Origin of the sequence: Pseudomonas sp. H1h, assembly GCF_000633255.1 — a bacterium.
Taxonomy (GTDB): domain Bacteria; phylum Pseudomonadota; class Gammaproteobacteria; order Pseudomonadales; family Pseudomonadaceae; genus Aquipseudomonas.
This window is the reverse complement of the sequence record NZ_AYMJ01000017.1, coordinates 182045-208567: the sequence shown is the minus strand read 5'-3', so window position 1 is coordinate 208567 and position 26523 is coordinate 182045. Positions and strand designations below refer to the sequence as shown.

The window sequence follows — 26523 nt, the reverse complement described above, 5'->3', positions numbered from 1 at the left end:
ACCTGGCCCCACAGAGGTGAGGCCGGGTGACTGTCGGGGGTACTTAAGCCAAGGTGGCTTTAGCTTTCTCGACAATCGCAGCAAACGCCGCTTTTTCGTTCACTGCCAGATCAGCCAGAACCTTACGGTCGATCTCGATGGACGCTTTTTTCAGGCCAGCGATGAAACGGCTGTAGGACAGACCGTTAACACGAGCACCAGCGTTGATACGAGCGATCCACAGAGCGCGGAACTGACGTTTTTTCTGACGACGGTCGCGGTAGGCGTATTGGCCTGCCTTGATTACCGCTTGCTTGGCAACACGGAATACGCGGGAGCGTGCGCCGTAGTAGCCTTTAGCAAGTTTCAGAATTTTTTTGTGACGCTTACGGGCAATGACGCCACGCTTTACACGAGCCATGAGTTACTTCCTCTATTCTTGACTAAAATTAACGAAGGCGCAGCATGCGCTCGACTTTTGCCACGTCAGACGGATGCAGCAAGCTGCTACCGCGCAGTTGACGCTTACGCTTGGTCGACATTTTGGTCAGGATGTGGCTCTTGAAAGCGTGCTTGTGCTTGATACCGTTAGCAGTTTTCAGAAACCGCTTAGCAGCACCACTTTTGGTTTTCATTTTTGGCATGTTCGGATACTCCGCATTCAGTTGATAAACATAATCAGAAGGCCTGCCGTGCCCTGTTGATTACTTCTTCTTTTTCGGGGCGATGACCATGATCAGCTGGCGTCCTTCCATCTTAGGATGCTGTTCGACCGAACCGTACTCGAGCAGGTCAGCTTCAACCCGCTTGAGGAGTTCCATCCCCAGCTCCTGGTGGGCCATCTCACGGCCGCGGAATCGCAAGGATACCTTGGCCCTGTCCCCGTCACTCAGGAAACGTACCAGGTTGCGCAGTTTTACCTGGTAATCCCCTTCCTCCGTCCCTGGACGAAACTTGATTTCTTTTACCTGAATCTGCTTCTGGTTTTTCTTCGCCGCTGCAATCTGCTTCTTCTTTTCGAAGATCGATTTGCCGTAGTCCATCACCCGGCAAACCGGTGGGACTGCGTCAGCAGAGATTTCTACCAGATCAAGCTTTGCTTCTTCAGCAATACGAAGCGCTTCATCAATCGAGACGATGCCAATCTGCTCGCCATCAGCGCCAATTAACCGAACCTCGCGTGCCGAGATATTCTCGTTGATCGGGGCTTTCGGTGCAGCTCGTTTATCTTGTCTCATTTCACGCTTAATAATAATTACTCCGAATCTGGGCGACCACGCCGGGAAACCGCTTGCGCGAGAAACTCAGCGAACTGGGCGACGGGCATCGAGCCCAGGTCAGCACCTTCACGAGTACGCACAGCGACAGTCTGCATCTCGACTTCCTTATCTCCGATAACCAAAAGATAGGGAACCTTGAGCAAAGTATGCTCGCGGATTTTAAAGCCGATCTTTTCATTTCTCAAGTCGGACTTGGCACGAAATCCGCTTTCGTTGAGAGTTTTTTCAACCTGGGCGACGAAATCTGCCTGTTTATCAGTGATATTCATGATCACTGCCTGGGTTGGCGCAAGCCACGCAGGGAACGCACCTTCGTAGTGCTCGATCAGAATCCCGACGAAACGCTCGAAGGAACCGAGGATCGCCCGGTGCAACATCACCGGATGCTTGCGGCTGTTGTCTTCGGAGACGTATTCAGCGCCCAAACGGACAGGCAGGTTAAAATCGAGCTGCAAGGTACCACATTGCCAGACGCGACCGAGGCAATCTTTCAGCGAGAACTCGATCTTCGGACCGTAGAACGCACCCTCACCCGGCTGCAGGTCGTACGGCAGGCCCGCAGAATCAAGGGCTGCAGCCAGTGCGGCTTCAGCGCGATCCCACAGTTCGTCGGAACCCACGCGTTTTTCCGGACGAGTGGACAATTTCATCTCGACATCGGTAAAGCCGAAGTCGCGGTAAACGTCCATGGTCAGCTTGATGAACGCAGCGGACTCAGCCTGCATCTGCTCTTCGGTGCAGAAGATGTGGGCATCGTCCTGGGTGAATGCACGAACACGCATGATGCCGTGCAACGCACCCGACGGCTCGTTACGGTGGCAGGCACCGAATTCGGCCAGACGCATCGGCAGCTCGCGGTAGCTCTTCAGGCCCTGATTGAACACCTGCACGTGGCATGGGCAGTTCATCGGCTTGATGGCGTAGTCGCGGCTTTCCGACTCGGTAGTGAACATGTTGTCGGCGTAGTTGGCCCAGTGCCCGGATTTCTCCCACAGGCTGCGATCGACCACTTGCGGGGTCTTGATCTCGAGGTAGCCGTTGTCACGCTGCACCTTGCGCATGTACTGCTCGAGCACCTGGTACAGGGTCCAGCCATTCGGGTGCCAGAACACCATGCCCGGCGCTTCTTCCTGGGTGTGGAACAGACCCAGGCGTTTGCCGATCTTGCGGTGATCGCGTTTTTCCGCTTCTTCAATGCGCTGGATGTAAGCCGCCAGCTGCTTCTTGTCAGCCCAGGCAGTACCGTAAACGCGCTGCAACTGCTCGTTTTTGGCATCGCCGCGCCAGTAGGCGCCGGACAACTTGGTCAGCTTGAAGGATTTCAGGAAGCGAGTGTTCGGCACGTGCGGACCGCGGCACATGTCGACGTATTCTTCGTGGTAGTACAGGCCCATGGCCTGTTCGTTCGGCATGTCCTCGACCAGGCGCAGCTTGTAGTCTTCACCGCGAGCCTTGAACACTTCGATCACTTCGGCGCGCGGAGTGACTTTCTTGATGACGTCGTAATCTTTGTCGATCAGCTGATGCATGCGCTGTTCGATGGCGGCCATGTCGTCCGGAGTGAAAGGACGTTCGAAGGCGATGTCGTAATAGAAGCCTTCGTCGATGACCGGACCGATGACCATCCTGGCCGTCGGGTACAGCTGCTTGACCGCATGGCCAACCAGGTGCGCGCAAGAGTGGCGAATGATCTCCAGCCCCTCTTCATCCTTTGGCGTGATGATTTGCAGCGTCGCGTCGCTGTCGATGATGTCGCAGGCATCGACCAGCTTGCCGTTGACCTTGCCGGCCACGGTGGCCTTGGCCAGACCGGCACCAATGGATGCGGCGACCTCGGCTACGGAAACCGGGTGATCGAATGAACGTTGACTGCCGTCGGGAAGAGTAATAGTTGGCATGGCGCCTCCTCTCCTAGTGGTGACCCCTACCAAAGGTCACGTGGGTTGGGATGAGCCAGTACAAGATCCGATCCAGGCCATTCAATGACGAACGCCTGCCTTACAGCGGCAGGAGCCTTGCGGCCAACCGGAAAACCGAACCAGAGTGACTGGGATTCAAATCAGAATGTTCGCACGCTGACCGCTGCCGGGGCTGAAGGCCGTCCGGAGCCTGAGAACGCTTGAGCCCGGCATGCTAGCACAGATGAGCGGTCATCGACTCGCACGATTTGCAACGATGAAGATTTGTGCATTTTTGCGGCGCAAAGTGAACTTGGGATATACGCTTTGCCTCAAATAGGCTGAGAATCGTCGCCGATATCAAATCAAGGAGTTTCAGACATGCGCCTTATCCGTCTTTTTGCTTTCGCGGCCCCGCTGGCCCTGCTGCTGCCGCTGAGCGCCAACGCGGCATGGCCTGCTGGCGTCAAAGACCAGTACATGAGTGACTGCACCAAAGCTGCTGCCCAAAGTGTCAATCCAACTGTGGCAAAACAGCACTGCACGTGCGGTGCCGATGTCCTGGAGAAAAAATTCACCACGCAGGAGATCGCGCAGTTGATGGACAAGAACACCCCGCCAAGTGGTGAACTGGGCCAGCGCGCACTCAAGGAAATCTCGGTTTGCCGAGTGCAGAAATAAGCACTGACGAATGATTTTTCGGGCCTGCGGCAGTCTTAAAACCGCCAAAAAGCCCCTGATTTGGATAATTTACGCAGGTTTTATAGCTTTTTTTACGCCCTGAATTTTCGGACGAAAGCCTCTGAAACCGGGGCCTGCAGACATTTCAGAGGTTGAAATGAATGCAATATGAAAGCAAACAGCACGTCCGGGGGGCTACCAAAGCGAACATTTCGACTATGATACCCGGGTGTGCCCAGTTGGCCTGAGCAGCACAGTACTACTGAAAATATATGTTTCTTGGAGATACACCATGTCTAATCGCCAAACCGGCACCGTTAAATGGTTCAACGATGAAAAAGGCTTCGGCTTCATCACTCCTCAAGGTGGCGGTGACGACCTGTTCGTACACTTCAAAGCTATCGAATCCGACGGTTTCAAAAGCCTGAAAGAAGGCCAGACCGTCTCCTTCGTGGCTGAGAAAGGCCAAAAGGGTATGCAAGCTGCACAAGTTCGCCCAGAGTAATTTCTCGGCGCACTAAAAAAACCCCGTCCATGTGACGGGGTTTTTTATGCCTGCAACAAAAGCTGTCTGTGATCAGCCGCAGTTGACGCGGGTGACCACCAGATTGGCGTCCGTGTTCAGGTTCAGGCGATCGGAGCGATATTCCAGGGTGATCATGTCCGTCGGCTTGAGAAAGCGGGCATTTTGCGCACCAGACTTGGCACGCGCCTGATCCAGCAGCTGCGGCGAAGCTTTTTTACCAATGGCAAATTCCGCTGCCGTTGCTTCACAGCGGCTATGACCGGCATCGGTCGCCACAGGATCCTTTGCCGACTCGCTGGAAGTTGTGCTGCAACCGGCCAACATCGCAACGGCCATAAGTGCACCCAGAGACGCGAACTTCAAAGGCATGAAGCCTCCTTCTTTCAAATGGTTAAGCTGAGATCGTGCGACCGCCAATCCGGCGTTTGGTTTCACAGCAAGTGCCATCACCCTGCCCCACGATCCGGAAAGACGCCGAGTCTGCCTCAAGAACGGGCAACGCATCCTCAAACAATCGTCACCGAATATTAACGAAGCTCAGTAGATGTCGATGTAATCGTGTGGCGGATTCGGCCAGTTGTCCTTGAGCGCATTGAAAATCTGCATGACCCAGACTTCATCGCTGGCCGCCACGTTGCCGACATACCCCGAACCCTTGGCCCAGGTCTCCAGCCGAAACAGCAGGCCATCGATGTCCTGACCACCCGTCACGCCGCAAGAAATGTAGGCAATCCCACCCTTGGTCACACGCAATTGTGTGTGCACATCATCGCTGGCCGAAGCCAGTAACTGGCGCACAGCCTCGACTGTCAGGCCATCGGGGGTGTTCAAATCAATCTGCACAGCGCATTCCTTGGATCTGCCGGAAAAGACCAAGTGTCGCATAGCATCACGCTCATGCCTAAGTCGCAGTGCCAAACGCCCGACAAAGTGGTTAACTCGCCCTCAGACATTCCCGACTTTTCGAGCGCACTCATGAGTACCGTAAGCATCACCGCCGACATCAAAGTCCTGTGGCCAAAAGGGCACAGCTCGTATAGCCCGGGCAGTTCGGAGGAGCTGGCATTGATCAGCATCGATCTGCTGGTCAAGACGATGGGAACCCAAGGCGCACAAACGTTTATCGCTCAAGTGTTCGAACGGTATCAGCATGATCAGAAAAACACGCAGGACACCGAGAGAGAGTAAAAACCCGCAGGTCGGCGCCTGCGGGTCTTAAGCCTTACTTCAAGCGCTTCAGACGCTCGGTCAGCAGATCGAAGAAGCCCTGGGCGTCGCCGTTCTCGACCCAGAATGCATTTTTCGGTTGCTTCAGGCCGTCGTACCAATCAACGACGGTCTGACCGAAGGTGATCCCTTCACGGCTATCGATAGCCACGTTCACCGAACGGCCGGTAAACAGCTCAGGCTTGAGCAGGTAAGCGATGACGGTAGCGTCATGCACCGGGCCGCCCGGGATACCGTAATGCTCCATGTCTCCCTTGATGTACTCATTGAGGATGTCGCCAACAATCTTGCTTGCGTTGTTGTTGAGCGCGGCAATCTGCTTCAGGCGAGCGTCGCTGGTGAGGATCTTGTGGGTCACGTCCAGCGGCAGGTAAGTCAGTTTCACGCCGCTCTTGAGCACCACTTCTGCAGCCTGCGGGTCGGCGAACAGGTTGAACTCGGCTACCGGGGTGATGTTGCCGCCATTGAAGTGCGCACCGCCCATGATCACCACTTCCTTGATGCCCTGAACGATCTCCGGCTCCTGGATTAGCGCCAGCGCCAGGTTGGTCTGCGGACCGAGCATGGCGATGGTGATGCTGTGCGGCTTGGCCTTTTTCAGGGTGTCGATCAGGTAGTTGACCGCATTGCCTTCGGCCAGGCCTTTTTTCGGCTCATGCACAGTGACACCCGACAGGCCTTCCTTGCCATGGATGTTCTCGGCGTAGATCGGCGTGCGCATCAGTGGCTTCGGCGCACCCGCATATACCGGAACGTCCTCGCGCCCCGCCCACTCGCGGGCCAGACGCGCGTTACGCGAAGTCTTGTCGAGACGCACGTTGCCGGCCACGGTGGTCAACGCACGGATGTTCAGTTCGTCCGGCGAGGCCAGGGCGAACAGCAACGCAACCACGTCGTCGGCACCGGGATCGGTGTCGATGATCAGGTCGATCTTTTCAGCGGCCTGAGCGCCAGTGGCGGAGATAAAAGACAAAAGCAGCAGACTCCGAAGCAATTGGTGCAGTTTTTGAGCATAGCGGTGCATGGCGCATTCCTTGTGCTGATGAAAATGTAAGGGTCGAAAACCCGGTTAAAACGTGACGCCGGCGACCAGCACGATGTTGCAGTACGGCTGACATTCGCCTGTACGAACAATCGCCCTCGCCTGTCGGCTGAGCACCTTGAATTGCTCATGAGTCAGCAGGTCGCGCCGACCGAGGGCGCCTTCTTCCTGCAATTCACCCAGGGTGGTCAAGGCCGTTGGCTGCTTGTCGAGAATTTCGTTGGCCAGCACATGGCTTTCCACCTGCATCTCGCTGAGCACGACTTTCAGGGTGCTGACGAAATCCGGAACACCGTGGGTCAGCGCCAGATCGATCAGTTCGACACCCGGCGGCACCGGCAGACCGGCATCACCGATGACCACCATGTCGCCATGCCCGAGGGAGGCGATCAGTCGCGACAACGCGACATTGAGCAAAGGAGTCTTTTTCATGCGGTTTTGAACGCCTGTACGTCGGACATGGTTGGAATGGAAGGTTGCGCGCCAGCCCGAGTCACAGACAACGCGGCCGCGATCTGTCCGTAACGGATCGCTTCGGCTTCAGACTTGCCGCTGGCGAGCGCCGCCGCAAACCCGCCAACAAAGGTATCCCCCGCTGCCGTGGTATCGACAGCCTGCACTTTCGGGGCCGGAAAATGCTCGAAACCCTGACCATTGGCGAACAGCGAACCTTGCGCGCCGAGGGTGATGATGACCTTGCCTGCGCCCATCGCGATCAGATGGCTGGCCGCGCTTTCTGCGGTGTCCAGCGAATCCACTGGCAACCCGCTCAACGCGGTGGCTTCGCTTTCGTTGGGAATCAGGTAGTCGATTGCCGCAAACCAGTCTGCCGGCAACGGACGACTGGCCGGTGCCGGATTGAGAATCACGGTCTTGCCCAGCTCACGCGCACGTTTGAGCGCATGCCCCACCGTCGCATCCGGGATCTCGAGCTGGCAGATCACAACATCGGCGGCCTGCAGCACCGCATCAAAGCGGTCAATCACCGCAGGCGTCATGGCACCGTTGGCGCCAGCGACAATCACGATGGCGTTCTGACTGTTGTCATCCACCACGATCAGTGCCACCCCACTGGAATTCTCCACCGTGCTCACTGCCTGGCAATCGATCTGCTCGGCCAGCAATGCGTCACGCAATTGCACACCGTAGTCATCGTTGCCAACACAGCCAACCATGGCAACCCGTGCACCCAGGCGCGCAGCAGCCACCGCCTGATTGGCGCCCTTGCCGCCGGACACGGTGGCAAAGGAATGACCGATCAGCGTTTCACCGCCCACGGGCAGCCGTGGCGCCCGGGTCACCAGATCCATGTTCAGGCTGCCTATTACCACTACATTTGCTGGCATACATCACTACTCGTCAATTCGGTTTCAGCGGTACTCGGTGAACACGCCGGACAGCGGCGCAGTCGATTCGCGCAAGACAATACTCGGGGTCACGATCCGTTGATCGGTGACCAGGCTCGGGGTGGCAATCCTTCGCAACAATACTTCGGCAGCCATCTCGCCCAACTGCAGGATCGATTGACCGACCGTGGTCAGCGCGGGGTACACATAACGGCTCATCTGGATATCGTCGAAGCCGATCACCGACAGCTCGCTCGGCACCCGCACATTGCGCTCGGCCGCCGCGCGAAGCACGCCAATACCGATCATGTCGTTACCGGCGAAAATCGCACTTGGCGGATTGTTTTCGAGCAGGATCGCTGCCGCGTTGTAGCCGCCGGTGCTGGTGAAATCGCTTTCCAGCAGACGCTCTGGCCGAACCTTGATGCCGGTCTCCTTCAATGCCCGGCAAAAACCGGCCTGACGCATTTGCGCCACGCTGGTGCTCGACGGACCGCCGATGGTAGCAATGTCTCGATGCCCCAGTTCCAGCAGGTGCCGGGTCGCCAGATAGGCGCCATATTCATGGTCAATGCGCACCAGATCCGCATCCACGCCATCGAGCCCCCGGTCGACAATGACCATCGGCGTTTTCACGCCGGCCAGCCCTTGCGCAAGCCCGGTGTCGCCACCGGCGGAGGCGACGATCAGGCCGTCGATGCGCTTTTCCAGCAGCACACGCAAATAGCTGCGCTGTTTTTCCGGGTTGTCGTCAGAGTTGCAGAGGATCACGCAGTAACCGTTACGCTCGCAGTAATCCTCGATGCCCCGCGCCAACTCGGCAAAATACGGGTTGAGGCTGTTGGGCACCAATAAGCCAATAGTCGCAGTGGTCTTGGCTTTCAGTGAGCGCGCCACGGCACTGGGCACGTAGTCGAGGCTTTTGATGGCCGCCTCGACTTTCAACCGCACCTCCTGGCTGACCGGGCGCGTCTTGTTCACCACATGAGAAACGGTGGTGTAGGAAATGCCCGCGAGCGCCGCCACATCCTTGATCGTTGCCATGACTTAGCCCCGTCGACTGGCGCGTTGACTGCGATAGGTATCGAGTACGACCGCGATGACGATCACAGCACCAGTGATGATGCGCTTGGTCGGCTCGGTCGCACCGATCTGCGCCAGACCGGCGGCCAGCACCGAGATGATCAACACACCAAAGAAGGTACTGATCACCGAACCGCGACCGCCCATCAGGCTGGTGCCACCGATCACCACGGCAGCGATCACTTGCAACTCCAGACCGGAGCCGGCATTGGGATCCGCCGCTTCCAGACGAGAGATCTGGAACAGCGCCGCGATCCCCGCCAGCAGCCCCATCAGGCTGAACACCAGAATCTTGTACGGCTTGGGATTGATCCCGGCCAGACGCACCGCTTCTTCATTGGTGCCGATACCGATCAGATAGCGACCGAACACCGTGCGCGTCAGAACCGCTTGCGCAATGAAGATCACCAGCAAGGCTATGATGAACGATGGCGAAATGCCGAACGCGATCGGGTTCGACAGCCAGGCAAACGAGTCACCAATGTAGGCGGTACGCGAACCGGTCATCTGGTACGCCAGACCGCGCGCCATTTCCAGCACGCCGAGCGAAACGATGAACGACGGAATTCGCCACGCCACGGTGATCGACCCGGTGACCGTGCCGGCCAGTGCCGCCACCGCCATGCCGAGCAACGCCGCCGGCAACACGCTCCAGCCCCAACCGAGAATCGCCACGCTGACCGTCGAAGCGGCAAGCGCCAGCACCGAACCCACCGACAGGTCGATGCCACCGATGATCAACACGAAGGTCATGCCCACTGCCAGCACCATCAGATCGGGGATCTGGTTGGCCAGGGTGCTGAAGGTGTTATAGGACAGAAAGTGGCTGCTCATCACCGAGAACAGCGCCACCATCGCCAACAAGGCACCGGCCAGGCCCAGATAGGTGCCCAGACCGTAGAAATTGCCACTACGTTTGCCGGCAGAAGATGCAGTTTTCATGGGAGTTCCCTAGGCGCCGCTTCATTGAGCAACGCATCACGTTTTTGGTAGCCGGCGAACGCGGCGGCAAGCAAATCATCCTGAGTCCAGCTGTCGCGCTCGAAGGTGTCGATCAAACGCCCTGCCGACAACACACCGATCCTGTCGCAGATCAGCATCAGCTCGCGCAGGTCACTGGAAACCACCACCAGCGCTTTGCCTTGGCGAGTCAGGTCGCCAAGCAAGGCATAAATATCGAATTTGGCACCGACGTCGATGCCGCGGGTCGGCTCATCGAACAACAGCACCGAACAATCGCGCTCGAGCCAGCGGCCGATCACCACTTTCTGCTGATTGCCGCCGGACAGTTCGGAGACCAATTGTGTCGGGCTCGAACTGCGAATGCGCATGGCGTCGATCTGACGCTTTGCCAAGGCGATTTCATCGCTGTTGTTGACGACACCACCCCTGGAAATTTCCGGCATGTTGCCCAGCGCAATGTTGGCGCTGATCGACTGGCTGAGCAGCAGGCCTTCGCCCTTGCGGTCTTCGGTAATCAGGGCAATGCCATGGTTCACCGCGTCAACCGGGGAGCGCACGCTGACCGCCCGCGCCGGCGAACCCAGCGCAATCGTGCCGCTGTCGGCCAGATCGGCACCGAAAATCAGCCGCAGCAATTCCGTGCGCCCGGCTCCGATCAACCCGGAAATCCCGAAGATCTCGCCGGCACGCACTTCGAAGGAAACATCGCGCACCTTGTCGGAACGGGTCAGGCCCTTGACCGTCAGGGCCGGCGCGCCAATCTTGCGCGGCCCCATGTCAATGTGTTCGCCCAGCTCGCGACCGACCATCAAAGTGACCAGTTGCTCACTGTTGTAATTAGCCATCGGTTCGACGCAGACCAGATTGCCGTCACGCAGCACGGCAATGCGTTGCGCAACTCGCGCCAGTTCTTCGAGACGGTGGGAGATATAGATGATCGAGACGCCGCGCGCCTGCAAGCGAGTGATCTGCTCGAAGAGCATTTCCACTTCACGGGCAGTGAGCATGGCCGTCGGCTCATCGAGAATCAGCACATGGCAATCGCCGATCAGGTTGCGCGCGATCTCGACCATTTGCTGATGCCCGATACCCAGCTCGCCGACCAGGGTGTCCGGATCAATGGCATCGAGGCCGACCTGAGCCATGGCTTCGATGGCAGCTTTGCGCAATTGCTTGCGACTGATCCAGCCACCATTGCTCGGCAGGTTGTCGAGAAACAGGTTTTCCGCCACCGACAGGGTCGGCAACAGATTGAGCTCTTGCATGACCATGCGCACGCCCAGCTCTTCGGCTTGGGTGCGGCTGCCCGGGCGGTAGTCCTTGCCCTGGAATTGCATCTGGCCTGTGGTCGGCGTGACCAGACCACCAATGATCTTGGACAACGTGCTTTTACCGGCACCATTTTCGCCGGTCAGCGCCAGCACTTCACCGCGCATCAGCGTCAAGTCGATGCCTGTGAGCACCGGCTGCGCATAGGTCTTACCGATACCGCTGACCGAGAGGACAGCGTTCGGGGCGGAAACTGACATAAAAAACTCTCCATGCGCTCGCCCGGACGGACGAGCGCCGTTGTGTCGCCAGAAGACTTACTTGGTGACCAGTTCGACCGGCGTTTCGATCACGCCATTGACGCCGCTGTCGACTTTCTCGCCCTTGAGGATTTTCAGCGCGGTCTGGATACCGAACACGGCCTGCTTGGCGGCGAACTGATCGGCAGTCGCCAGCACACGACCGTCCTTGAGCATCGGTTTGATGGCGTTGATATTGTCGTAGCCGACAACCTGTACCTGCCCGGCCTTGCCGGCAGCACGCACAGCGGAAACGGCGCCGACGGCCATGCTGTCGTTACCCGCCAGCAAGGCTTTGACATCCGGGTATTCGCTGAGAATCGACGCAGCAACCTTGTTGCCCTTGTCGATCTCCCAGTCACCGGATTGCAGCGAGACGACCTTGATCTGCGCCGCGTCCATCGCATCCTTGAAGCCGGCGGTGCGCTGCTGGGCGTTGGTGGTGGTGGACACGCCTTCGATAATGCCTACTTCGTCACCGGCCTTCAGTTGCTTGGCCAGATACTCGCCGACCAGACGCGCACCCTTGCGGTTGTCCGGGCCTACGAATGGCACGCTGATGTTCTTGCTTTTGACGATTTGCGGATCAAGCTGATTATCGATGTTGATCACGGTGATACCGGCATCGACGGCTTTCTTGATCACCGGCACCATGGCCTTGGAATCGGAAGGCGCGATGACCAGTGCGTTGACCTTCGCCAGAATCATCTGCTCAACGATGCGGGTCTGGCCAGCGGTATCGGTCTCGTCCTTGATGCCGTTGGAAATCAGGTCGAAATCGGCGGAGTGTTCTTTCTGGTAGGCCTTGGCGCCGTCTTCCATGGTCAGGAAGAATTCGTTGGCCAGGGATTTCATGACCAGCGCGACTTTGGGTTTTTCCGGGGACTCGGCGAAGGCCGAAGAGACAGGTAGTGCGGCGGCTGCGGCAGCCAGCATAGCGACAGCAAGAAGACGTCCAGCAAATGGCAGCTTCATGGGTTCACTCCGATCTTATGATTATTGTGAGCAACGCTCGCGCTGGCGTAAGCTGGATCGCTATCTTCCGGGCTACAGTGCACCGAGAAAGCCGCGCAAACGTTTGCGTAGACCGAACTATGCGAATCCCGCCGACATTTGTCAACAATCAGAAATCGGTATCGAGTGCCGGGCGAATCCGCTGATTCGCCCTTCGATGCTCAGGCCGTAGTGTTGACCATGCTGCCGCTGGTGGAGTTCTTGGTCATTTCCTTGACGAGCGCCGCCGCAACTTCCATCAGCTCCCCACTGGTTTGCGCGATCTGGCCCTGCACCGACATCACCGCCTGCGACTTGGCTTCAGGTGTCGGATAGCTCGCAGCCTGAGCGGCCGCCAGTTGCTGTTGCTGCTCCTGCAGCTGCTTCTGCAATTCCTGCATCCGCGTCAACAGCATTTTGACCGTGACGCTCAGGTTATCGCCGTTGTCTGCGCTGTCAGCCTTGCTGGCTTCTTGCGCGGGACCACCGGTTCTGACCTGATTGCTCGGTTCTTTTTCAACGCCCAGCGCCGCGTCAGAAGCGTCCGCCTCCGCCTGGTTCATGGCGTTGATCGTCGCTGCGGTTTTACCGCCGATGGTGACTGCACCGGGATTTGAAAAGCCGATCGTCAGTGACATGTGAACTCCCTAAATTAGCGTTTCCTTGAACACCCATCGGCTTGCGGATGGGTTTCTTTAGCAGAAAAGCAAGACGATTCGTTCGACAGCACTCGTAGTCCCTTTCGGTGAGCCGAACGCGAAAGCTTCAAATGTTCGGAAACCCGGATAAACGATCTGTTGCGCGACTTTCCAATCAACAAAATATTGATGTAAATCATCAGGTTAAACATTTCTCTAAAGCAAAGTATGGCTGGTACAGATCCTGCTCCCTAGCCTGCACCCCGGGCATTCAGATCGGCCTGGGGCGCATCTAGATGAACCTGCATCAGCACCGTCTCACTACTAGAGAGAAAAATAATGAAATCTGCTTTCAACACCTTGGTACCGGGCGCTTTGGCCCTCCTCCTGCTCCTGCCGACCGCCCTCCAGGCAAAAGAAGTCGAAACCCAGACCAAACTCGCCAACGTCGTGGTACTCGCGACCGGCGGCACCATTGCCGGCGCTGGCGCCAGCGCGGCCAACAGCGCCACTTATCAGGCAGCCAAGGTCGGCATTGAACAACTGATTGCCGGCATTCCCGAGCTGAACAAACTGGCGAATGTGCGCGGCGAACAAGTCATGCAGATCGCCTCCGAAAGCATCACCAACGAAAACCTGCTGCAACTGGGCCGCCGCGTGTCCGAACTGGCCGACAGCAAGGACGTCGACGGTATCGTCATCACCCACGGCACCGACACCCTGGAAGAAACCGCCTACTTCCTGAACCTGGTCGAGAAGACCGACAAGCCGATCATCGTGGTTGGCTCGATGCGTCCGGGCACCGCCATGTCGGCGGACGGCATGCTCAACCTGTACAACGCCGTTGCCGTTGCCAGCAGCAAAGATGCGCGCGGCAAAGGCGTGCTGGTGACCATGAACGACGAGATCCAGTCCGGTCGCGACGTCAGCAAGATGATCAACATCAAGACCGAAGCGTTCAAAAGCCCTTGGGGTCCGCTGGGCATGGTGGTTGAAGGCAAATCCTACTGGTTCCGCCTGCCAGCCAAGCGCCACACCATGGATTCGGAATTCGACATCAAGAACATCAAGAGCCTGCCTGACGTAGAAATCGCCTACTCCTACGGCAACGTCGACGACACCGCCTACAAGGCTCTGGCCCAGGCCGGCGCCAAGGCCATCATCCATGCCGGTACCGGCAATGGCTCGGTGTCCTCCCGCGTCGTGCCATCCCTGCAAGCCCTGCGCAAAGATGGCGTGCAGATCATCCGCTCGTCCCACGTCAACGCCGGCGGTTTCGTCCTGCGCAACGCCGAACAGCCTGACGACAAGTACGATTGGGTTGTCGCCCACGACCTGAACCCGCAAAAAGCCCGCATCCTGGCCATGGTCGCCCTGACCAAAACCAACGACAGTAAAGAGCTGCAACGGATGTTCTGGGAATATTGATCGACCCTCGCCTGACCCTTTCCGGGTCGGGCAGCTTGCTCACCACTCGCCCGCGCGGCGGGTGGTGCTGCCACCTACGCCGAGCGCGACCTTTTCGCACAAAATAATCGACCCCACTTACACCAAAACCGGAAAAGCGCTGTCAGAGGATTTTCTTGAATTTTAAGCAGTTGCGAAAATGCTTACAGTTAAATACTGTATGCACGTACAGCTTAATAAGGATAACCTCGTGGCCACCTCTCCTGATGCTCCTGACGCTTACGAACGCATGGGCATGCGCGTTCAGAAAATCATCAATTCTCCCACCGCACAAAAAGCCAAAGCCGCATTGATCTTCCGTCTGCCGGACGAGCCGATGGATGCCTGGGAGCAACTGCTCGAGGAAATCGACGAGAACGACAACGTCACACTCGCCTATCGCGACGATGGTGGCGTGCAGATTTTTTGGGTTGTGCCGAAGGAAGATTGATTCAATGAGTGTCCGCTGTTTTGCTTTGCTGTTGCTGTTCATCGCGTGTGGTGCCCAGGCTGGCGCGCCCCGCACGTTTACCGAAGCCAAGAAGGTCGCCTGGAAACTCTATGCACCGCAGTCCACCGAGTTTTACTGCGGGTGCAAGTACACCGGCAACAAGGTGGACTTGAAGGCTTGTGGCTACGTGCCGCGCAAAAATGCCAAGCGCGCCTCGCGCATCGAGTGGGAGCACATCGTGCCGGCGTGGGAGTTCGGCCATCAGCGTCAATGCTGGCAGTCGGGCGGGCGCAAGAACTGCACGCGCTATGACCCGAGCTATCAGAAAGCCGAAGCCGATCTGCACAACCTGGTGCCGAGCATTGGCGAGGTCAACGGTGATCGCAGCAACTTCAGTTACGGCTGGCTGCCGGTGCAATCCGGCCAGTACGGCTCGTGCCTGACCCAGGTCGACTTCAAGGCCAAGAAGGTCATGCCGCGCCCGTCGATTCGCGGCATGATCGCTCGCACCTACTTCTACATGAGCAAGCAGTACGGCTTGCGTCTGTCGAAACAGGATCGACAGCTGTACGAGGCGTGGGACAAGACTTACCCGGTGCAAGACTGGGAACGCCAACGCAACCAGAGCGTGGCGTGTGTGATGGGGCGCGGCAATGAATTTGTCGGCCCGGTGAACCTGAAAGCCTGCGGCTGATCCTCCAGCCCCAAAAAAAGGCCTCGAACGTGGTGTCCGAGGCCTTTTTTGTTCCTAGCTGCCAGCCTTGTTGTAGCGCCAGTACCCCATCAAATTGAGCGATTCACGCGGGATGCCGCATGCCTTGATCAGATGCTTGCGCAAGCGCATGACGGCTGCGCTTTCGCCGGCAATCCAGCCATAGAATCCTTCAGGGGCGGTATTGGCAATCTCCCAGAGGATGTCCTGGTCGATATCGACCTCAGCCAGTTCGGCAACTTGCCCGGCCGGGGAATCATCTGCCGGCAGGAACGCCTGTTGCACTGCGTCTGCCATCAACGCACCAGCAACCGCTGCCGGCGCCTGATCACGAACCAGCCACTGCACCGACAGCCCGGGCCAGTCCGGCACCGAGAGCATGTCTGGCGCGCTGTCCACTTCAAAATACGCTTGAACCTGAGGCGGTTCGGCCATGGCGGCCAACGCTTCGAGAATGCCCATGGCCGCCGGCAATGCCGTCGCATCGGCCACCAGCAAAACCTGCCTGAGCACCTGCGGCGGCTTCCATTCGAACCCTCCGGCCTCCAGCGCCGAAAACCCGCTGTCGGGAGCGAGAATCTGCATCGAGGCGCCCGGCTGCGCATGCAACGCCCAACGCGAAGCAGGACCGGTCTCGCCGTGCAGGACGAAGTCGATGTCGACCTCGCCTAGATCAGCGCGCAAATGACGAATGGTGTAAGTGCGCATCGCCGGTCGACGGCTCGCGAGCATCGACCGAAAGCGCGCGTACCAGCCCTCCTCCTGCGCGAGCGTTGCGGGGGTTCCATCTTCAGAAGGGAAGAACAGTTTGACGCGCTGGTCCGGCGCCCAGGTGGCCATGCCGCGGATCGAGGGGTCGGCGAGCGTGATCCGCATCATGTGCGGACTTACCAGCGTCTTGCGGTGCAGAACCGCATTGAAGAGTTTATAGGGAGCGGTGGAGGCCATGCGGAGCTCCTGCAGAAAATCGTGATTGACTCGTATAAGACGAGTCGCCTGCGATGCCCTTTAGGCCGCTCCGCTGAAAGTGCTGCTTACGGCGCGAGCGGATGCTCCACAATCACCGATTCGACGTTCTGCTTCTTGGCCTTCACCAATGCCGCGTCCACTTGTACCTTGCGCGCTTCAGCCTCGGCCTGGGAGTTGAACGGGCCAATCAGGATCCGCGTCTTGCCGCTGCTGTCCTTGATCACGGTCGGCACAAAAGCATGCTCGATCAACCAGCCACTCAGGTCACTGACAGCCTGGGGCGTTTCACCGCGTACTTCGAGGTCCCACTGCGGGGCCGACACCGCCGCAGGTGCGGCCACCACTGCGGTTTTCGGCTTCTGCACGTCTACACTCTTGCCTTCACCACATCCTGCCAATGCCAGTGCCGCGACCATCCAGACCAATTTGCGCACAACGCTTTCCTCGAAAATCTCAAAGCGGCGATCTTAACATTCATAAATACTTCGCGAGGCCCGCAAAATGGGCACAAAACAACGAGATTGATGATTGCAGCCTCTGTATAGTTACGCCCTGGGAATTAATGCCGTATCTGCGCGTCAGAAAGAGGCACCCAAACCGTGAGACTTCGCACTAATCTATACGTACCACCGACCTCTGCACTGTCTGAATCAGGTGCCCTACAAAGCAATCAAGGAGAAGACCATGCTGATACTCACCCGCAAAGTCGGTGAAAGCATAAACATTGGTGATGACATTACGATCACCATCCTCGGCGTAAGCGGTCAGCAAGTCCGCATCGGCATCAACGCCCCGAAAAACGTTGCCGTACACCGTGAAGAGATTTATCAGCGCATTCAGGCTGGCCTGACCGCGCCGGACAAGCCACAAACTCCCTGAGCCGCATCGCAGTCAGTAGCCAGTTCGTTTGCTCTGCGTAATGACTGGCTAGAGATTCACGCGCCGTATTGCCATCCGCTCCCCAGTCCACTGGGCACGGCGCCTGACACATTCATCCCCTCCGCTTCATCCGCCCCCTTCTCTCTTGCAGCGCGATACTACCTGCGACGGCCCAGCCTGGCTGTCAGACATTTCCGAGAGAACACAGAGAATTTCCCTGTTAGCTGAACGTCACGCCTCGCGCCATGCCAGTGGCTGCAATAACCATCAGCACCAACAGCAGCGCCTCGACGTGACTGATCCGCGCATACAGCTTTGCACGTCCGGTATCGAGCGCCTTGCCTCGCGATGATGCGATCCGCCACTTCACCAGCGTGATCATCGGCGCCAGCTCTATCAGCAGAATCAGCACGAACAGCGTCATTTTCAAATGAAACAGCGGCTGATGCAGATAGTAGTCAGTACCCTTCTCAAAGCCGCCGAAGGCGCGCATGCCACCAGTCACCAGCAGCACCAGCGCAGCAATCCCCCACAGATTATCGGCGAGCAAAACGCGCTTGGCCTCGCCGACACCAGCCGCCAGCTGGCTGAACGCCGTGCCACGGGTCAATACGGCCCAGAAGCCCAAGGCAAAGGCCAATAGATGAATAGCGGCAAGAAACCAGTGAACCAGCATTCGACGAACTCCTTTGAGAAAGCGCTGGAAAACGCCAGTCAGTAGTAGTCGAAAAAAGTCAGTTGCGCTCACACACCATCGTGGGGCCAGAAAGCATCGCGCAGGAAACAGGGAGGCAGAAAGCGCGATTTGCCAAATCGCAGGCAAAAAAAATCCCAAGCAGCTGATGGAAGCTTGGGATTTAAAAATGCATAAACCGTGGTGGTGAACGCGGGGCGAATGTTACTGAAATCCACGCCAGGTAACAACGTTTTTTTGATAACCGGTTAGTTCGTAACGCTCGTAAGCCATTCAATATCCACACAATTTTAAAGGTCGCTGGCGACGAACGGTATTTTTGTCGGCCGACATCATGAAATTCCCATCAAGGAAGGAATGCCTTTTCTATCAGCACGAAAAGCATTACTCAAATACGGCTGGAAACCCAGCAAGAGCAACAAGCAATGCCTGGGCATCACGACCGCAGGTGGAGAGGCAGCAGACCTGATCATTGACGCCAGGGATCTCAAGCGCCCGTAAAAGCGATCCGCCACATTCGCCTTGGCCCACCTGTTATTGAGTAGTTGATCAAGCACGTCTCGGCAAATAGCCGTTTTTTGATGACGGTCCCGCGCCTGGAGCAAATAGAAAGACAGGGCGAACTCGTTGAGGTTAACGCCGCACTGGCGTTCTGAGGGGTGGGTTTTGCAAATCGCAGACAACAAAAAAGGGCCCACCTTTCGGTGAGCCCTTCTAGACCGCCCAGCAGAGCGGATTTTGTTTGGTAGGCGCGATTGGACTCGAACCAACGACCCCCACCATGTCAAGGTGGTGCTCTAACCAACTGAGCTACGTGCCTGCTGTGAGGCGGCATTCTACGGAATTCCGGAGGGGTGTCAACACCTTTTTTTCACCTAACCCTATGAATATGCAAAATATTTAATTTCGGCCCAGTGAAGAAGATTTTTTCGGTGGCTGGCGGAGGTTTTTCAACTCGGGTAGCATCGGCGCACTCGTAAAATATATTAAACAGAGGCTGCCGGATGGCGAACACCCCTTACCCAGAGTCTTATTACGCTGCGTCGGCCAATGCCGTACCGCCACGTCCAGCCTTGCAGGATGATGTGGAGACGGATGTCTGTGTGATTGGCGCCGGGTATACCGGGCTGTCCTCGGCGCTGTTTCTGCTGGAGAACGGTTTTCGCGTGACGGTGCTGGAAGCGGCCAGGGTCGGTTTCGGGGCGTCTGGGCGTAATGGCGGGCAGATCGTCAACAGCTATAGCCGCGACATCGACGTCATTGAACGCACCGTCGGACCCAAGCAGGCGCAATTGCTCGGGCAGATGGCATTCGAGGGCGGACGGATCATTCGTGAGCGCGTCGCCAAGTACAACATCCAGTGCGACCTGAAGGACGGCGGCGTGTTCGCCGCCCTCTCCGCCAGGCAGATGGGCCACCTGGAGTCGCAGAAGCGCCTGTGGGAACGCTTCGGCCATACGCAACTGGAGTTGCTGGACGAGCGCCGCATTCGCGAAGTGGTGGCCTGCGATCAGTACGTCGGCGGCATGCTCGACATGAGCGGCGGCCACATCCACCCGCTGAACCTGGCGCTGGGTGAGGCCGCCGCCGTGGAATCCCTCGGCGGTACGATCTACGAGCAATCGCCGGCCATACGCATCGAGCGCGGCGCCAACCCGGTGGTGCACACGCCACAGGGCAAGGTCAGGGCCAAGTTCATCATCGTCGCCGGCAACGCCTACCTCGGCAATCTGGTGCCGGAACTGGCAGCCAAGTCCATGCCGTGCGGCACGCAGGTGATCACCACCGAACCACTGGGCGAAGAACTGGCGAAATCATTGCTGCCACAGGATTACTGCGTCGAAGACTGCAACTACCTGCTCGACTACTACCGCCTGACGGGCGACAAGCGCTTGATCTTCGGCGGCGGTGTGGTTTATGGCGCGCGCGATCCGGCGAACATCGAAGCGATCATCCGCCCGAAAATGCTCAAGGCTTTCCCGCAACTGAAGGATGTGAAGATCGACTACGCGTGGACGGGCAACTTCCTGCTGACCCTGTCGCGCCTGCCGCAGGTTGGCCGCCTGGGCGACAACATCTATTACTCGCAGGGCTGCAGCGGCCACGGCGTGACCTACACGCACCTGGCCGGCAAGGTGCTGGCCGAAGCATTGCGCGGCCAGGCCGAGCGTTTTGATGCGTTTGCTGACCTGCCGCACTACCCGTTCCCGGGAGGGCAGTTGCTGCGTACGCCGTTTGCCGCGCTGGGCGCGTGGTATTACGGGTTGCGCGACAAATTCGGATTCTGACTGCAGAAACACATGTGGCGAGGGGATTTATCCCCTCGCCACAAAAAGTACGCTACCAGCTTGTTTCAGAGCTGATCCCGAGCAATCCCGCTACGGATCCGCAAGATGTCAGCGAGCACTGCCAAGGCGATCTCCGCCGGTGTCTTGCTGCCCAGGTTCAAGCCGATCGGCGCATGAATCCGCGCCAGCTCGACCTCGCCCAGCCCACCGATCCTGCGCAAGCGCTCGAAGCGTTTCTGCGAGGTTTGCTGCGAGCCCATGACACCGATGTAAAACGCTTCGGTGCGCACCGCTTCCATCATCGCCAGGTCATCGATACGCGGATCGTGGGTCAACGCCACCACCGCGGTATCGCGGTGACAGCCACCGTCGGCAATGAACACCGACGGCAGTTGCCGGCGAATCTCCACACCATTCAACACCACGCCCTCAAGCACTTCATCACGCGGGTCGCAGAGAATCACTTCAAAGCCCAGACCAACCGCAAATTCGGCGCACGCCTGTGCCACGCTGGAGTATCCGGCCAGCAACAAACGCTGAGCGGCTCCCATGCGAATACGCACCCGGTCGATCTCACGCTCGATGCGCACACCCTGCTCGCGATCAGCGAACAGACTGCGCGCACCACTGGCCAGATCGACTTCGCGAATCAGACGACGCTGTCCGAGCAACGCCGATTCGAGCTCACGCAGATGCGCCTGCACCTCGCAGTCGGCGTCAAATTTCTCTACCAGTACGTCGAGAATGCCGCCACAGGGCAGGCTGACCCGCGAGCGCGGATCATCCCCTTCACCGTAACGCACCACGTTGACCGCATCGAGAAACGCGCCTTGCGCCACGCGCTCGAGAAAGTCTTCCTCGACGCAGCCACCGGACAGCGACCCGATCCACTGCCCACCATCGTTCACTGCCAACAGTGAACCCGGCGCACGCGGCGCCGAGCCGTAGGTGGTCAGCACGGTGCAGAGCCAGATGCGCTGCCCCGCCACCGACCACTCCAGCGCCCGCCGTACCACTTGCAGATCGAGATGCTGCATGTCAGTGCGCCTTGTGCTCGATGGCCGGGACTTCAGCCTGCAGTTTTTGCACATCGCTGACCGCCAGCTCTGCCGATTGACCGCCCCAGCCTTGACGCAGGTAGTTCAGCAGATCGGTCAGTTGTTCAGCGCTGAGCTTGTCGGCAAAACCCGGCATCGGCTGCATGTGTTCGAACCCGGCGAATTTCTGCTCGCCGATACCATCCTCGATCACCCGCACCAGGTTGCGCGGATCCTCCAGACGCAGCGTGGTATTGCCGCGCATGGCCACGGCGATGTGCGGCTTGCCTTCACCACCGGCCGCATGGCAACCGGCGCAGACGTTCAAATATTCCTGACGGCCGCGCTGGGCACTCGGACTGAGCTTGTCCACCGGCACCTCAACGAGTTCTTTGGCTGCTGGCGGCTTGTCACCGAGCAGAAACGTCGCCATCGCTGCCAGATCCTGATCGTTCAGGCCCTGGGTGCTGTTGTGGAATACCGGGAACATCTCGTTGAACATCGTGCCCTGAGCACTCATGCCGTGCTTGAGGAACGTACTCAGGTCCTGCTGGTTCCAGCCGCGCGCCGCCAGATCGGTGGCGAGCAGGCTTGGCGCGAGATAACCGTTGAGGATGCCGCCAGTCAGGCGCTTGTCCAGCTGCATCGCGCCCGGCAGGCCGCGTGGCGTGTGGCATTCGCCGCAATGACCGAGCACCTCGACCATGTATTGGCCGCGCTTCCAGGATTCACTTTTACCTTCGGCCGACTCCAGTTTCAGGGCTTTGCCATACATCATGTTCCAGCCCATCAGGCCCAGACGCACGTTGAACGGAAAGCTCAGGCTGGTGACAGGCGCGGCGCGCTCGATCGGCTCGATGGTTTTCAGGTACGCGTGGATCGCGTCGGAATCTTCACGCGGCACCAGGTGATACGAGGTGTACGGCATCGCCGGGTACAGATTAGCGCCGTCGCGACGCTTGCCCTCGGTCAGCGCAGCGAAGAACTCATCATCGCTGTACAGGCCGATGCCGTGCTCTTTGCTCGGCGTGATGTTGGTGCCGTAGATCGTGCCGAACGGTGAGACGATCGGCAGCCCGCCAGCAAACGGCGCGCCGCCCGGCGCGGTGTGGCACGCCATGCAGTCGGCCGCGCGGGCGAGGTATTCGCCGCGCTTGACCTGATCGTCGGCGTGGGCAAACAACACCGGCGCAGCCAGCCCGACCGCCAGGGTCAGGCGGGTCAGTAGATGCTTCATGCTCAACCCTCCTTGACCAGGCCGAGATCGGTCAGCACGTTGCGGGTGGCGTTGTAGTAACGCACGTACCCGGTGCAACGGCAGACGTGATGACCGAGGCTGTCCTCAATGACCTGTTCCAGTTTGCTCTTGGCGATCGGCTGGCGCTGCAGCTTCTCCACCAGCACCGTCGCGGCGTTGACGAAGCCCGGTGCGCAGTAGCTGCACTGGAAGGCGAATTCGTCGACGAAGCGTTGCTGGATCGGGTTCAGCTCAGTGACCTGACCCTGCTCGTCACGCTTGGCGTGAGCTTCGATGGTGCGCACTTTCTTGCCTTCGAAATAATGCGCGCCGGTGATGCAGGTGCGCACTTCTTCGCTGGTGCCGTCCGGGTTGTCGACGATCACCACGCAGGCGTGGCAGATGCCCTGGCCGCAGCCCAGGCGCGAACCGGTGAGGTTCTTGTATTCGTGCAGGTAGTCGATCATCGGCAGGTCATCAGGGATGTCCACCGGGCCGACGGATTGACCATTGAGGGTCAGTTGAAGCGGACGGTTAGCCATTGAGGGCCTCCTTGATGCGCGCAGCAGTGATTGGCAGATCGCGAACACGTTTACCGATGGCGTGAGCCACGGCGTTACCGATGGCACCGACCACCGGGATCATCACCACTTCGGCGATGCCTTTGGATGGATCGCTTGGCGACAGCGGCGGCAGAATCTCCGCGGTCTGCTTCCACACCGCCACGTGGCGGGCCATCGGCAGGCGATAACGGTTGAAGTTCCAGTCACCCTCCCCCGGCCCGCCTTCGTACAGTGGCATCTCTTCCATCAGCGCGTGACCGATACCCATGGCGATCCCGCCTTCGAGCTGGCCCTTGACCAGTTCTTCGACCAGCACCCGGCCGCACTCGACCCACGAATGGTGGTTGAGCACTTCGACTTCCGCCGAACCTTTGTTGACCTTCAGCTCTACCAGCGTCGCCACCGGGCTGTAGTAAGTCACAGCTGCATTGTTCAGCTGGACAACCGGGTAGTTGATGTTCTGGCGATCCAGCAGATGGAAGCCCGCCGTGTTCATCAGTGCTTTCTTCGCCTTCGGCGCGCCATCGCCGTACTTCACCGCCAGACCGTCGAGCGGCAGACGCTCGCGCACACCGTCAATGCTGTATTCGGCCTCGGCCCAACTCCAGCGGTTGAACGCGTGAACAGTGGCGCCGGTCACCAGACCACGCTCGTGAGCGCGCTTGGCCAGCTCTTCAAAGGTCAACGGCTGCATGCCGTTGGCAGTGAGTTTGCCATCGACCCAATGCGCATCTTCGCGACGCACGACGTAAGGGTTGGCTTGACCGCCGTAAGGGCCCTGACGCCAGATTTCCATGGCCGCCGGCCACAGACCATTGTTGAACAGCACGCGTGCCGCTTCACGGGTAGCGTGACTGAAGTAGTAAGCCGAGTTGGTCGCGGACGACGCCGAGGCCAGCTTGCCGACCCAGCGCGGGTTGCGCAGCAGGTTGTCCTGTTCGGCCTGGCTCATGATGTAAGGGTTGCCGCTGGTGATCAGTTGCATCTCCTTCCATTCGGTTTCGCCAGTCTTCACGTCATGCGCCGGGCTGCCGAGGAAATCAGCCACCACCAGCGCTTGCGAAGTGGACATGCCGGTGCCGATCTCGATACCGATGTGGCGCAGGGTAATGCGACCTTCAGCGGTGAATTCGATGCTGGCCATCGGCGCTTCCGAACCGGTACCGAAGTCTTTCTGGCAAATGGCGAAACCGACGCCGTACCAGTTGTCCGGATCTGCCGCTTCGCGTTGTTTCTTGATCGCGTCACGATTTTTCCAGACTTCGTGCACCGAGGCCTTGTCGAGAATCTCGTGCAGGCGCAAGGCACCGGCCGGAATCGCGCCCTGGGTGTTTTTCATGCCCGAACGCAAGGCGTTCTTGCGGCGCAGATCAATCGCGTCGACACCGAGTCGATTGGCAATTTCGTCGACCATCATTTCGGTCGAGGCCATGCTTTGCAGCGTGCCGTAGCCGCGCATCGAACCCGCCTCAACACCACGGGAGTGGTAAGCGGTGACCTGCAGATCGTTCTGCGGCATGTAATAGATCGACTGTGCTGCCGTGGCACCCACTGCAGCCACCGATGGGCTGTAGTTGATACGACCGCCGCCGTCGACGCTCATTTCTGCGCGGAAAATCTTGAAGCTGTAGTCGTTCTTGTCCACCGCCAACTGGTAGCGGATGTCGAACGGGTGACGCTTGATGCCGCTCTGGAACTGCTCGTAGCGGTCGTTGGCCAAACGGATCGGTACACCGGCGCCGTACAGCGCCGCGAGGGCGGCGTAGTAGACGAAGATGTTGTGGTCTTTGGAACCGTAACCCACGGTGTAACCCGGGTGCATGTTCAGGTTGGCCAGGCCAAAGCGCGACGGCGCGATCATTTTCGCGGTCTCGGTCGCAGCTTCCAGCGGGCACTGGGTGGCCACCACGAAGTGCAGGGTCTTGGTTTGCGGGTCGTACCAGCCGTTGCCGTTGTCCGGCTCCATCGCGGCCGGCTCGATCGACGGGGTCTTGTAGCGCTCGTCGAACACCAGCCAGTTGTCCGGCGGCGTATCGATCTCGTTCTTCATGCGGTCGGCGTAGAACAGACCACGCTCGGTCAGGTTGCCGTGCAGGTTCGGCTGGGAATTCCACACCGGGCGACGGTTTTTCAGCATGGGGAACAGGATCGAATCCTTGAGGCTGGCGAATTCGTCTTCGTCGGCCGAGGTCGGGCCACCCACGCGCACGTAACGGAAGCTGCCATAGGGGTCGCCTTCGTAGTACGGCACTTGTGCACCGTAACGAATCGCCTTGTCATTGAATTTGAGCTTGTTCTTGGCCTGGCGGAAACGCTCGAAATCGTTCCAGATCAGGATCGCTACCGGATGACCGATGAACATCGGCACTTTGCCTTCGGGCAGCAATGGATCCGGTGCGTGCTCTTCCGGGAAAACGATACCGTCCTTGTCCAGATCGGCAGCGGTGACGATGCGGTCGGGCTGCAGCTCGGCGCCGAGCCACGACAGGTCGTAACCGTCATAGATACGGTCGGCCTTGATGGTTTTGAGCAGCATGGCGTGACCCTGTTGTTCAGGCCAGCCCGGCATGTCCTTGGAGCGAATGTCGCGGGCAAAGACTTTGCTGCCGCAGACCTTGGACAATGCATCGTTACGTTGGCGCGCCTTGCCGTTGTTGCCGAGCCACTTCTCGGACGGCACGGTGACGCTGTTTTCCATCAAGGCAGCCAGCGCCTGACTGCTGAGCGGCGCGAGCGTGACGCTCACACCCGCCACCAGCCCGCCCTGGAGGAACGAGCGCCGGGATATATCACGGTTGGACATGGATCATCCTCTGGGCGGTTATGTGTCCGCCCTTCTGGTTATCTACTGGGAATCTCGAGTCTTGCAGAAGCCCTTCTTGGCTAAACAAAGGGCGTGATGACAGTGCAAAGCTGACCGAAAGGTTAACTTTAAAGGTTTCTGGGCTCGCAGCAAACAACCAGTTACAAAAATTTGACTAAAGAATCAAAAAATCAATGCGACGTGGCACCGCAGCAGACCG

General features: G+C 58.6%; 29 protein-coding genes and 1 tRNA gene. 8 read left to right on the top strand and 22 right to left on the bottom strand.

Annotated elements, in window-relative coordinates:
* Positions 1-43: 43 nt before the first annotated feature.
* Genes rplT through thrS form a run of 4 tightly spaced genes read right to left on the bottom strand, consistent with a single transcriptional unit; the run spans position 44 to position 3157 of the window.
* Positions 44-400, bottom strand: a complete 357-nt coding sequence (gene rplT / locus U862_RS0115475; RefSeq protein WP_002553161.1) for a 50S ribosomal protein L20 — start codon at positions 398-400, stop codon at positions 44-46.
* Positions 401-428: 28 nt separating this feature from the next.
* The gene (gene rpmI / locus U862_RS0115470) at positions 429-623 is read right to left on the bottom strand and encodes a 50S ribosomal protein L35 (protein WP_002553160.1); all 195 of its coding nucleotides are present in this window, start codon (positions 621-623) and stop codon (positions 429-431) included.
* 60 nt (positions 624-683) lie between these two features.
* Complete coding sequence (gene infC, locus U862_RS0115465; RefSeq protein WP_170929410.1) at positions 684-1235, bottom strand: translation initiation factor IF-3; 552 nt, start codon at positions 1233-1235, stop codon at positions 684-686.
* Positions 1235-3157, bottom strand: a complete 1923-nt coding sequence (gene thrS / locus U862_RS0115460; RefSeq protein ID WP_025111217.1) for a threonine--tRNA ligase — start codon at positions 3155-3157, stop codon at positions 1235-1237. Before thrS ends, infC begins: the two co-directional genes overlap by 1 nt.
* A gap of 381 nt (positions 3158-3538) precedes the next feature.
* On the opposite strand from thrS, the gene U862_RS0115455 reads away from it, so the two are divergent.
* Positions 3539-3838: a hypothetical protein gene (locus U862_RS0115455; protein ID WP_025111216.1), complete on the top strand. Its 300-nt coding sequence runs from the start codon at positions 3539-3541 to the stop codon at positions 3836-3838.
* 292 nt (positions 3839-4130) lie between these two features.
* The gene (locus tag U862_RS0115450) at positions 4131-4343 is read left to right on the top strand and encodes a cold-shock protein (RefSeq protein WP_003179963.1); all 213 of its coding nucleotides are present in this window, start codon (positions 4131-4133) and stop codon (positions 4341-4343) included.
* A gap of 72 nt (positions 4344-4415) precedes the next feature.
* Here U862_RS0115450 and U862_RS0115445 read toward each other — a convergent pair whose 3' ends face one another.
* Together U862_RS0115445 and U862_RS0115440 are read right to left on the bottom strand one after the other, a co-directional pair.
* Positions 4416-4733, bottom strand: coding sequence for an I78 family peptidase inhibitor (locus tag U862_RS0115445; RefSeq protein ID WP_025111215.1), 318 nt, complete (start codon positions 4731-4733; stop codon positions 4416-4418).
* A gap of 168 nt (positions 4734-4901) precedes the next feature.
* On the bottom strand, positions 4902-5207 hold the full coding sequence (locus U862_RS0115440) for a hypothetical protein (protein ID WP_025111214.1): 306 nt from the start codon (positions 5205-5207) through the stop codon (positions 4902-4904).
* 132 nt (positions 5208-5339) lie between these two features.
* Here U862_RS0115440 and U862_RS0115435 point away from each other — a divergent pair, with 132 nt between their 5' ends.
* Positions 5340-5552 carry a hypothetical protein gene (locus U862_RS0115435; protein WP_025111213.1) on the top strand — a complete coding sequence of 71 codons (213 nt, stop codon included), beginning with the start codon at positions 5340-5342 and terminating at the stop codon, positions 5550-5552.
* 34 nt (positions 5553-5586) lie between these two features.
* Here U862_RS0115435 and U862_RS0115430 read toward each other — a convergent pair whose 3' ends face one another.
* The 8 genes from U862_RS0115430 to U862_RS0115395 all read right to left on the bottom strand — a co-directional run bounded on the left by U862_RS0115430 (position 5587) and on the right by U862_RS0115395 (position 13224).
* Positions 5587-6615, bottom strand: coding sequence for a nucleoside hydrolase (locus tag U862_RS0115430; RefSeq protein WP_025111212.1), 1029 nt, complete (start codon positions 6613-6615; stop codon positions 5587-5589).
* 45 nt (positions 6616-6660) lie between these two features.
* Positions 6661-7065: a D-ribose pyranase gene (gene rbsD, locus U862_RS0115425; protein ID WP_025111211.1), complete on the bottom strand. Its 405-nt coding sequence runs from the start codon at positions 7063-7065 to the stop codon at positions 6661-6663.
* On the bottom strand, positions 7062-7979 hold the full coding sequence (gene rbsK / locus U862_RS0115420; protein WP_025111210.1) for a ribokinase: 918 nt from the start codon (positions 7977-7979) through the stop codon (positions 7062-7064). The genes rbsD and rbsK overlap by 4 nt, the downstream gene beginning before the upstream one ends.
* Positions 7980-8003: 24 nt before the next feature.
* Positions 8004-9023, bottom strand: a complete 1020-nt coding sequence (locus U862_RS0115415) for a LacI family DNA-binding transcriptional regulator (RefSeq protein ID WP_025111209.1) — start codon at positions 9021-9023, stop codon at positions 8004-8006.
* 3 nt (positions 9024-9026) lie between these two features.
* Positions 9027-10004, bottom strand: a complete 978-nt coding sequence (locus U862_RS0115410) for an ABC transporter permease (RefSeq protein ID WP_025111208.1) — start codon at positions 10002-10004, stop codon at positions 9027-9029.
* The gene (locus U862_RS0115405) at positions 10001-11554 is read right to left on the bottom strand and encodes a sugar ABC transporter ATP-binding protein (protein WP_025111207.1); all 1554 of its coding nucleotides are present in this window, start codon (positions 11552-11554) and stop codon (positions 10001-10003) included. The genes U862_RS0115410 and U862_RS0115405 overlap by 4 nt, the downstream gene beginning before the upstream one ends.
* A gap of 57 nt (positions 11555-11611) precedes the next feature.
* Positions 11612-12568 carry a sugar ABC transporter substrate-binding protein gene (locus U862_RS0115400; protein ID WP_025111206.1) on the bottom strand — a complete coding sequence of 319 codons (957 nt, stop codon included), beginning with the start codon at positions 12566-12568 and terminating at the stop codon, positions 11612-11614.
* A 200-nt stretch (positions 12569-12768) separates the two neighbouring features.
* On the bottom strand, positions 12769-13224 hold the full coding sequence (locus U862_RS0115395; RefSeq protein WP_025111205.1) for a hypothetical protein: 456 nt from the start codon (positions 13222-13224) through the stop codon (positions 12769-12771).
* Between the two features lie 339 nt (positions 13225-13563).
* On the opposite strand from U862_RS0115395, the gene U862_RS0115390 reads away from it, so the two are divergent.
* The 3 genes from U862_RS0115390 (at position 13564) to U862_RS0115380 (ending at position 15815) form a co-directional block, all read left to right on the top strand.
* Positions 13564-14652, top strand: a complete 1089-nt coding sequence (locus tag U862_RS0115390) for an asparaginase (protein ID WP_025111204.1) — start codon at positions 13564-13566, stop codon at positions 14650-14652.
* Positions 14653-14851: 199 nt separating this feature from the next.
* Positions 14852-15121 (top strand): DUF1654 domain-containing protein, encoded by a 270-nt coding sequence (locus U862_RS0115385; protein ID WP_371262577.1) that lies wholly within the window; start codon positions 14852-14854, stop codon positions 15119-15121.
* 4 nt (positions 15122-15125) lie between these two features.
* Positions 15126-15815 (top strand): endonuclease, encoded by a 690-nt coding sequence (locus tag U862_RS0115380; RefSeq protein WP_007961223.1) that lies wholly within the window; start codon positions 15126-15128, stop codon positions 15813-15815.
* A gap of 54 nt (positions 15816-15869) precedes the next feature.
* Here U862_RS0115380 and U862_RS0115375 read toward each other — a convergent pair whose 3' ends face one another.
* Together U862_RS0115375 and U862_RS0115370 are read right to left on the bottom strand one after the other, a co-directional pair.
* Positions 15870-16781 (bottom strand): siderophore-interacting protein, encoded by a 912-nt coding sequence (locus U862_RS0115375; protein WP_025111202.1) that lies wholly within the window; start codon positions 16779-16781, stop codon positions 15870-15872.
* Positions 16782-16867: 86 nt separating this feature from the next.
* Positions 16868-17236 (bottom strand): SPOR domain-containing protein, encoded by a 369-nt coding sequence (locus U862_RS0115370; protein ID WP_025111201.1) that lies wholly within the window; start codon positions 17234-17236, stop codon positions 16868-16870.
* Positions 17237-17486: 250 nt separating this feature from the next.
* Here U862_RS0115370 and csrA point away from each other — a divergent pair, with 250 nt between their 5' ends.
* Positions 17487-17681 (top strand): carbon storage regulator CsrA, encoded by a 195-nt coding sequence (csrA, locus tag U862_RS0115365; protein WP_003179932.1) that lies wholly within the window; start codon positions 17487-17489, stop codon positions 17679-17681.
* A gap of 220 nt (positions 17682-17901) precedes the next feature.
* Here the strand turns inward: csrA and U862_RS0115360 are convergent, their stop codons facing one another.
* Together U862_RS0115360 and U862_RS0115350 are read right to left on the bottom strand one after the other, a co-directional pair.
* Positions 17902-18357, bottom strand: coding sequence for a DUF2214 family protein (locus U862_RS0115360; RefSeq protein ID WP_025111200.1), 456 nt, complete (start codon positions 18355-18357; stop codon positions 17902-17904).
* Between the two features lie 761 nt (positions 18358-19118).
* A tRNA-Val gene (locus tag U862_RS0115350) sits at positions 19119-19195 on the bottom strand.
* Between the two features lie 184 nt (positions 19196-19379).
* On the opposite strand from U862_RS0115350, the gene U862_RS0115345 reads away from it, so the two are divergent.
* Entirely contained in the window at positions 19380-20663 is a 1284-nt protein-coding gene (locus U862_RS0115345; RefSeq protein WP_025111199.1) for an FAD-binding oxidoreductase, read from the top strand.
* Between the two features lie 65 nt (positions 20664-20728).
* On the opposite strand, the gene U862_RS0115340 is transcribed toward U862_RS0115345, so the two are convergent.
* From U862_RS0115340 to U862_RS0115325, 4 genes are read right to left on the bottom strand one after another with little or no spacing between them, the layout of a single operon-like run.
* A complete protein-coding gene (locus tag U862_RS0115340) occupies positions 20729-21700 on the bottom strand; it encodes an XdhC family protein (protein WP_025111198.1) in 972 nt (323 codons plus the stop codon).
* A 1-nt stretch (position 21701) separates the two neighbouring features.
* On the bottom strand, positions 21702-22937 hold the full coding sequence (locus tag U862_RS0115335; protein WP_025111197.1) for a cytochrome c: 1236 nt from the start codon (positions 22935-22937) through the stop codon (positions 21702-21704).
* 2 nt (positions 22938-22939) lie between these two features.
* On the bottom strand, positions 22940-23479 hold the full coding sequence (locus U862_RS0115330; protein WP_025111196.1) for a (2Fe-2S)-binding protein: 540 nt from the start codon (positions 23477-23479) through the stop codon (positions 22940-22942).
* Positions 23472-26303, bottom strand: a complete 2832-nt coding sequence (locus U862_RS0115325; protein WP_025111195.1) for a xanthine dehydrogenase family protein molybdopterin-binding subunit — start codon at positions 26301-26303, stop codon at positions 23472-23474. Before U862_RS0115325 ends, U862_RS0115330 begins: the two co-directional genes overlap by 8 nt.
* Between the last annotated feature and the right edge of the window lie 220 nt (positions 26304-26523).